This is a genomic window from Aeromonas sp. R5-1 (assembly GCF_040908265.1).
Classification (GTDB): Bacteria; Pseudomonadota; Gammaproteobacteria; order Enterobacterales; family Aeromonadaceae; genus Aeromonas; species Aeromonas caviae.
In genome coordinates, this window is sequence record NZ_JBFODJ010000064.1 from 22,845 (window position 1) to 29,871 (window position 7,027).

At 62.4% G+C, this 7,027-nt stretch carries 6 protein-coding genes; 2 read left to right on the forward strand and 4 right to left on the reverse strand.

The features are described 5' to 3' along the window. Positions 1 to 2 precede the first annotated feature (2 nt). A complete protein-coding gene (gene pbpC / locus AB5Y64_RS09995) occupies positions 3 to 2,402 on the forward strand; it encodes a penicillin-binding protein 1C (protein ID WP_368203721.1) in 2,400 nt (799 codons plus the stop codon). 88 nt (positions 2,403 to 2,490) lie between these two features. Here pbpC and AB5Y64_RS10000 read toward each other — a convergent pair whose 3' ends face one another. Next, positions 2,491 to 3,450, reverse strand: a complete 960-nt coding sequence (locus AB5Y64_RS10000; RefSeq protein ID WP_010674284.1) for a hypothetical protein — start codon at positions 3,448 to 3,450, stop codon at positions 2,491 to 2,493. A 164-nt stretch (positions 3,451 to 3,614) separates the two neighbouring features. Here AB5Y64_RS10000 and thiI point away from each other — a divergent pair, with 164 nt between their 5' ends. After that, the gene (thiI, locus tag AB5Y64_RS10005) at positions 3,615 to 5,063 is read left to right on the forward strand and encodes a tRNA uracil 4-sulfurtransferase ThiI (protein WP_010674285.1); all 1,449 of its coding nucleotides are present in this window, start codon (positions 3,615 to 3,617) and stop codon (positions 5,061 to 5,063) included. Between the two features lie 74 nt (positions 5,064 to 5,137). Here thiI and AB5Y64_RS10010 read toward each other — a convergent pair whose 3' ends face one another. The 3 genes from AB5Y64_RS10010 to AB5Y64_RS10020 form a co-directional block, all read right to left on the reverse strand. Next, on the reverse strand, positions 5,138 to 5,530 hold the full coding sequence (locus AB5Y64_RS10010; RefSeq protein ID WP_368203723.1) for a hypothetical protein: 393 nt from the start codon (positions 5,528 to 5,530) through the stop codon (positions 5,138 to 5,140). A 101-nt stretch (positions 5,531 to 5,631) separates the two neighbouring features. Further along, positions 5,632 to 6,264: a trimeric intracellular cation channel family protein gene (locus tag AB5Y64_RS10015; RefSeq protein ID WP_223942943.1), complete on the reverse strand. Its 633-nt coding sequence runs from the start codon at positions 6,262 to 6,264 to the stop codon at positions 5,632 to 5,634. Positions 6,265 to 6,688: 424 nt separating this feature from the next. Beyond that, the coding region (locus tag AB5Y64_RS10020) for a transposase (protein ID WP_274450143.1) at positions 6,689 to 7,027 on the reverse strand (339 nt) is incomplete at its 5' end.

The window sequence follows — 7,027 nt, forward strand, 5'->3', positions numbered from 1 at the left end:
TGATGAGTCGCAGACGCCCTCTGAGTAACGTCCCCTCCCTTGAGCGGGTTCGCCCGCTCACTTTCTGGCAGCGTGGCTGGCTGAAATTGGGTCGCACTGGCCACGCTGGCTGGCGCTGGCTTGGTCGCCTGCCACGCTGGCTGCGTTGCTCGATGCTGGGCGTTGTAGCACTGCTCCTGTCATTGCTGGCGCTGGATCGACTCTTCCCGCCGCCACCGCTCGACCCGGCCTACGCACGGGTGGTGCTCGACATGAAGGGGCGACCGCTGCGTGCCTTTGCCGATACCAGCGGCGTGTGGCGTTACCCCGTGACCCTGGAGCAGGTCTCCCCCCGCTATATCGAGGCGCTGCTGGGCTACGAGGATCGCTACTTTTGGCACCATCCCGGGGTCAATCCGGTGGCCATGGTGCGCGGGGTCTGGCAGTGGCTGCGCTATGGGCGCGCCGTGTCGGGGGGCTCGACCCTCACCATGCAGGTGGCACGCCTTATCGAGCCCTACCACAGAAGCGTGCCCGGCAAGCTGCGCCAGATGGCGCGCGCGCTGCAACTGGAGTGGCACTACGACAAGCGCACCTTGCTCACTGTCTATCTGAACCGGGCGCCGTTTGGCGGCAATCTGGAGGGGGTGCAGGCGGCCAGTTTTGCCTATCTCGGCAAGAGCGCAGCCAAGCTGACTTATGCCGAGGCGGCGCTGTTGGCGGTGCTGCCGCAGGCTCCCAGCCGCAACCGGCCGGACCGGCATCCCGAGCGGGCCCGCACCGCCCGTGACAAGGTGATGCAGAGGCTGGTGGCGCAAGGTGTCTGGCCCGAACAGGTGTGGCAGGAGGGGCGCATCGAGCCGGTGCTGGCCCGCGGTCACTTCACGCCGATGGAGGCGCCGCTGTTTGCCCGCCTCGCCGCCGACCATCAGGCCGGGGCCCTGGTGCATACCACCATCGACGGCGATCTGCAGCGTTGGCTGGAGGGGCGGGTGGCGAGCTATATCCGCCGCTTCCCCGAGCAGACCTCAGCGGCGTTGCTCCTGGTCGACAACAGGACCATGGCGGTGCGCGCCTATGTGGGCAGCGCCGAGTATGGCAATCTGCGTCGCCACGGTTACCTCGACATGGTGCAGGCGATCCGCTCCCCCGGCTCTACGCTGAAGCCCTTCATCTACGGTCTGGCGATGGACGAGGGGTTGGTGCACTCGGCCTCTCTGCTCTCCGATGCGCCAAGGCTGGGCTCGGACTATCGCCCCGCCAATTTCTCTGGCGCCTTTCAGGGACCGGTAACCCTCGCCCAGGCGCTGCAGCAATCCCTCAACGTGCCGGCGGTGCAGGTGCTGGAGGCGCTCGGGGCCGACAAACTGGTCAGCCGCCTCGACAACGCCGGGGTGAGGCTGGCGCTCTCCGACAAGCCCAATCCGGCCATTGCGCTGGGGGCGGCGGGCATTCGGCTCGAGCAGCTGGTGGCGCTCTACAGCTCGCTGACCCGGCAGGGGCAGGTGGCGATGCCGGTCTGGCTGGCGGGGCAGCAGGCGGTGCCCCGCCCCTTGCTGAGCCCGGGGGCCGCCTGGATCATCTGGCAGATATTGAGTGCCCAGGGGCGGGCGGATCAACCCTTCGCCAGCGAGGCTACCGGCCGGGTCAACCGGCTCGCCTGGAAGACCGGTACCAGCTATGGCTATCGCGACAGCTGGGCGATGGGGGTCTCTGGTCGCTGGACCATCGGCGTCTGGCTGGGGCGCCCCGATGGCACCCCCTTGCCCGGTTTTTATGGTCAGAGCGCGGCGGTGCCGCTGCTGCTTTCGGTCTACTCGCGGCTCTCGGACAACAGCCCCTTGCCGGCGCAGCCCAACACGGTGAGCGAAGCCGAGATCTGCTGGCCGCTGGGGCGCAAGGCGAGCACGACCCTGCCAGAGACTTGTCTACAGCGTCAGAGTGCCTGGTTGCTGGAAGGGCGCGATCCTCCCACCTTGCCGGACCCCATGGATTGGCCCTCGCCGCTGCGGCAAGTGGCATTGACTGTCGGGGGCGAGCCGACCCTGACCCGTTGCCATGATGCGGCGCAATCCGGTTTTCGGGCCCTGTGGCCGCTGTCGCTGGAGCCCTGGCGGGTGCCCGGCGAGCGGCGTCAGGCGCTGCTCGCCAGCGGCTGCGCGGGGGAGGGACAGAGCGCCGAGCAGCAGGCCCCCATCCGCATCCTGGCGCTGGGGGAGGGCAACCTTATCCGCAGTCAGCGCTATCGGTTGCAGCCCAGGGTGCTCGGCGGTGTCGGCAAGCCGGCCTGGTTTCTCAACGGGCAGCGGCTGCGCTGGGACGGGGATCAAGTAGTGAGCAAGGCGGGCCGCTATCAGCTAGTGGTGGTGGATGAGGCGGGAAACAGCGATCGCATCGAGTTTCGGCTGGAAAACTCCTCCTGAGGGCGTGGTGAGCGCCAAAATATTGACAGCATCGGTGATGGTCCCGATGCCGTCAGTTGATTGTCGATTCCCCGGCAGAGGCGGGGAGTCAGGGCTTGACCTGCCCCAGCCGGGTGAAGAAATGCCGGCTCTTGCGCTGGTGGAAGTGGCTCTTCTTGATGGGATGAAACACCAGGTCGCTCTGTGGGTGACTCTCCTTGAGGTGGTGGATCATCGCCATGGCCGGTAAGCCAGTACTGACGAGCGTGGTGAGCGGCAGGGTGACGGTCTCGGGTCCCAGCAAGGGTGTGAACCCCTGCTGGGCCTGCTCGAAGCGGGTCAACACGGCGGGTTCGGCGTAGCCGCTGCCCAGCATGGCGAGCAGGGCATCGAGGGCCTGATGGAACTCGGCGAGCTGCTGACGAAAGCCGCTTCGCCCCCGCAGGGCAATGAGCTCTGCAAACGGGATGTCGGCCAGGTGAGTGGGCACTTGCAGCGGGATCTCGAGGTGGAAGCAATCCTGACCGCCGCGATTGTGGTAGCGAGATTCGAGCAGGTGAAGCAGGCGGTCGAGATAGTCGTGATCGGTAATCAGCGCCCCGTCATTGGCGAGTGCCCACTCACGGGCGAGGCGCATGGAGAGCAGGTTGGCAAAGCGGCGCGCCATTCTGATCCCCCCTTCATCCTGCGTCGCAAAGCCGTGGGTCAGACAAAACCCGTGCAGCCGCTCCAGTCCCGCCTGAGCCGGGCAGAAGCAGTCGTGGTTGGGGGCTGAACGCCAGCGGGCGATGAGCTCCCTGTTGCCAAACACCTTGTGACGCACGAAGTCGGGGGCGACCAGGCCGGCAATCTGGCTCTCGACCTGGGGCGTGATATGGGCGAAGAAGGCGGGTTGTGGCGGCTCGGCCAGCAGGTCGGTTTGCTGGCGCAGGGTCTCCAGCAGGGCGGTGAGACCGCTCTTCTCACTGACGGTGAAGACGAAGGCGAGCCGCTCCAGATAGAGCAGGGCAAACTTGAGCCAGAGCTCGTCGCGTACCTCCATGCCGGGGTAGTAGATATGGGTTTTCATGGATGCTGTGTTGCCAGGATGCAGGGGTGGGAATATACGCATGATTGCCCGGATGCGGCAAACTTTGCGTGGGGGAATGTGAGCAGCCGCTCATGCAGTAGGCGCTGGTCACAAAGTTCTGATATAATTCGCGCCCTTAAATCAAGGCCACCCGAGTCATTACCATGAAGTTCATTATCAAGCTGTTCCCTGAAATCACCATCAAGAGCAAGTCGGTTCGCCAGCGCTTTATCAAGATCCTGCAGGGCAATATCCGCAATGTCCTGCGCCGCTTTGACGACGATGCCCGGGTGCGGATGGATTGGGACAAGCTGATCGTGAGCTCCCGCAATGACCAGTTCCGCGAGCAAGCCATCGAAGCCCTGGCCTGCATCCCCGGCATTCAGGCCTTCCTCGAGGTGCAGGCCAGCAAGTTTACCGACCTGCACGACATCTTCGAGCAGGTGAAAGCCGTCTGGGGTGATCAGCTCGAGGGCAAGACCTTCTGCGTGCGTGCCAAGCGCCACGGCAAGCACGAGTTCTCCTCCCTCGAAGTGGAGCGCTACGTGGGCGGTGGTTTGAACCAGCACTGCGTGAGCAACGGCGTGCGCCTCAAGAACCCGGATGTAAAGATCAACCTCGAGATCGATGGCGAGGAGCTTTTCATCGTCAGCGCCATCCACCAGGGGCTGAGCGGCATGCCCATCGCCACCCAGGAAGATGTGCTGAGCTTGCTCTCCGGCGGGTTTGACTCGGGTGTCGCCTCCTTCCAGTTCATCAAGCGCGGCTGCCGGGTGCACTACTGCTTCTTCAATCTGGGTGGGGCGGCTCACGAGATTGGCGTCAAGCAGGTGGCCTATCACCTGTGGAACCGTTTCGGCTCCTCCCACCGGGTGCGCTTCACCGCGGTGGACTTCGAGCCCGTGGTGGCCGAGATCCTCGAGAAGATCGACAACGGCCAGATGGGGGTGGTGCTCAAGCGGATGATGATGCGTGCCGCTGCCAAGGTGGCCGACGAGTTCCAGATCCCGGCCCTGGTGACCGGCGAGTGCGTTGGCCAGGTTTCCAGCCAGACCCTCACCAATCTGAACGTCATCGACCGGGTGACCGACAAGGTGATCCTGCGCCCGCTCATCACCTGGGACAAGCCGGACATCATCAGCGAAGCCCGCCGCATCGGCACCCTGGAGTTCGCGGAGACCATGCCGGAGTATTGCGGCGTGATTTCCAAGAAGCCGACCGTGAAGGCCGAGCTCTCCCGCATCGAGGCGGAAGAGGAGAACTTCGACTTTGCCATTCTGGACAAGGTGGTGGCCGAGGCCCGTTACCTCGACATTCGTCGCATCGGTGAAGAGACCGCCGCCGAGGTGCAGGAGGTGGAGACCACCGCCGAGAGCGGTGACGACGAGGTGATCCTGGACATTCGCTCCATGGAGGAGCATGACGACAAGCCGCTGGTGGTGGAAGGGCGCGAGATCATGCATATCCCCTTCTTCAAGCTGGCCACCGCCTTTGGTGATCTGCCGAAAGAGAAGACCTACCTGCTCTATTGCGATCGCGGCGTGATGAGCAAGCTGCAGGCGCTTTACCTGAAAGAGAAGGGCTTTGCCAACGTCAAGGTGTACCGCCCCTGATAGCGGTGTGCATTCGCTCATAAAAAAATCCGGCCAAGATACCGGATTTTTTTATTTCACATGTTCGGTGATGATCAGGGGCAGGGGACGGGGGTAAAGGTCTCCTGGCCCTGACAGCGCCAGCCCATCTCGGCCTGACGCATCTGCCACAGATTGTTGCTGCGAAACAGGGTCAGGATGTAGAGCATGTCGCTCTTCTGGCCATCGAGGGCAACCGAGAGCACCAGATCGTTGTCCAGCTGTTGAGCATGGATACGGGTGGGTACATCTTTATGGCCGACGAAGCGGCGAGCCACTTCGCGATAGTCGTTGACCCAGCCTTGCTGACTGCTGCTCGCCTGACGGATCTGCTGGTTGAACTGCTGCACCGGGGTGGATGCCAGACGCCCGAACAGGGCCTGTGCCCCCGCATGAGCCGCTGCCACCATCATCAGAACAAGCGTGGTAATGAGCCCAAGTTTTTGCATGAGGTTTTCCGGCTTGAAACGACCCCTGTATGACAACAGAAAAGCCGGCTTGGTTCAATCTTGTCCCTGCCGGGATGGGATCTCGCCCACTCTGAGGCTTCTCAATTGCGCTGCAGCGAGAAGGTGGGCAGGGAGAGATGCCAGTAGATGGCCGCCACGCGCAGGCCGAATACCCCCAGCATGCTGATGAGCATGGCGCTCACCCTCTCCACCCCGACCTCCAGTGACAGGGTATAGAGGATGCCCCCGAGGATGCAGGCGGTGGCGTAGATCTCCTTTTGCAGCACCATGGGCACTTCCCGGGCCAGCACGTCCCGGATCATGCCGCCAGCCACCCCTGTCATGGTGCCCATGAGGACGGCAATCAGCCCGGAGGTGCCGAAATTGAGCGCCTTCTGGGCGCCGATCACGGTAAAGAGTGCGAGACCGAAGGCGTCCGCCACCGGCAGCACATACCAGGGCATGCGGCGGGGCAACTTGACCATCCACATGCCGAGGAGGGCCGTGGCGATGACCACCCAGATATAGAGGGGATCGCGCACCCAGAAGACCGGGGTCGCCCCCAGGATCATGTCGCGGATGGTGCCGCCCCCGATGGCGGTCACCGCAGCCAGCACCATGACACCAAAGCCATCCATCCTGAGCCGCCCGGCCACCAATACCCCCGAAAACGCGAATACCGCAGTACCAAACATGTCGCTGATGTAAACAATCTGCTCAACCAGAGTCTGCATGGAGAACAACTCACGTCCAATAGATGATGGGGCGGCGATTTTAGGGGCAAGCCGTGGGGATGAACAATGGAGGAGTGCAAAAGTGAGAGCCAGCGCCGGTTTCTGAATAAGGGGTTGAGGTAGGCAAGTGGGCAGCATCAGGCCGCAATACGGCCATGGTGGGATTCAGTACAGATTTATCCTCTTTGAGGTGAAAAATGTTCTAAAGCATCGGGCTGTGGTGCCGTTACTAAAGGGGAAGCAAATGGAAGGGTGTCAGGAAGTCCAACTTTTTGCAGTGCTGCGGATCTGGTCATCACCACGTTGAATCAGGTCTGCCTCAGTTGCCGGCAGCGGATTGGCCCTGCGGACTGAAGAGGGATCTCAATCGCCGTGCGCCCTGGGATCCGCAGTTTTAGACTCATCAGGAGAATTCATTACCTGATTACCCATGACCCTCAGCCAGCTTCAAGAGCCGATATGGCATCGGCGGGCTTGCCACGACTGCATGCCCCAATTCAACAAACATACTCTTGAGGTCAAAACGATGATTAAACCGGAAGCAGTATTCAGCAAGATGCCTTGGTAAATGCTTCGCTCCGAGCTTATGACAACTGCCCCGCAGCGAGTTCTTCACATTCCCTATCATCGTGTTTACCCAGTTGAATGCCGGATGATCCAGCAAATCAAGGTTGCCCCCGGTGACAACACCCAGGTGCTCACAATTGGCCTCCTTGACCGCTTTGAAACAGGCCAATCCATCGGATATCACCGCGCTACCACT

What these genes read in the sequence shown, in the direction of transcription:
- AB5Y64_RS10010 (WP_368203723.1), bottom strand. Translation starts at nt 5,530, where the DNA reads ATGCAAAAACTTGGGCTCATTACCACGCTTGTTCTGATGATGGTGGCA.
- AB5Y64_RS10015 (WP_223942943.1), bottom strand. Translation starts at nt 6,264, where the DNA reads ATGCAGACTCTGGTTGAGCAGATTGTTTACATCAGCGACATGTTTGGT.
- pbpC (WP_368203721.1), top strand. Translation starts at nt 3, where the DNA reads ATGAGTCGCAGACGCCCTCTGAGTAACGTCCCCTCCCTTGAGCGGGTT.
- thiI (WP_010674285.1), top strand. Translation starts at nt 3,615, where the DNA reads ATGAAGTTCATTATCAAGCTGTTCCCTGAAATCACCATCAAGAGCAAG.
- AB5Y64_RS10000 (WP_010674284.1), bottom strand. Translation starts at nt 3,450, where the DNA reads ATGAAAACCCATATCTACTACCCCGGCATGGAGGTACGCGACGAGCTC.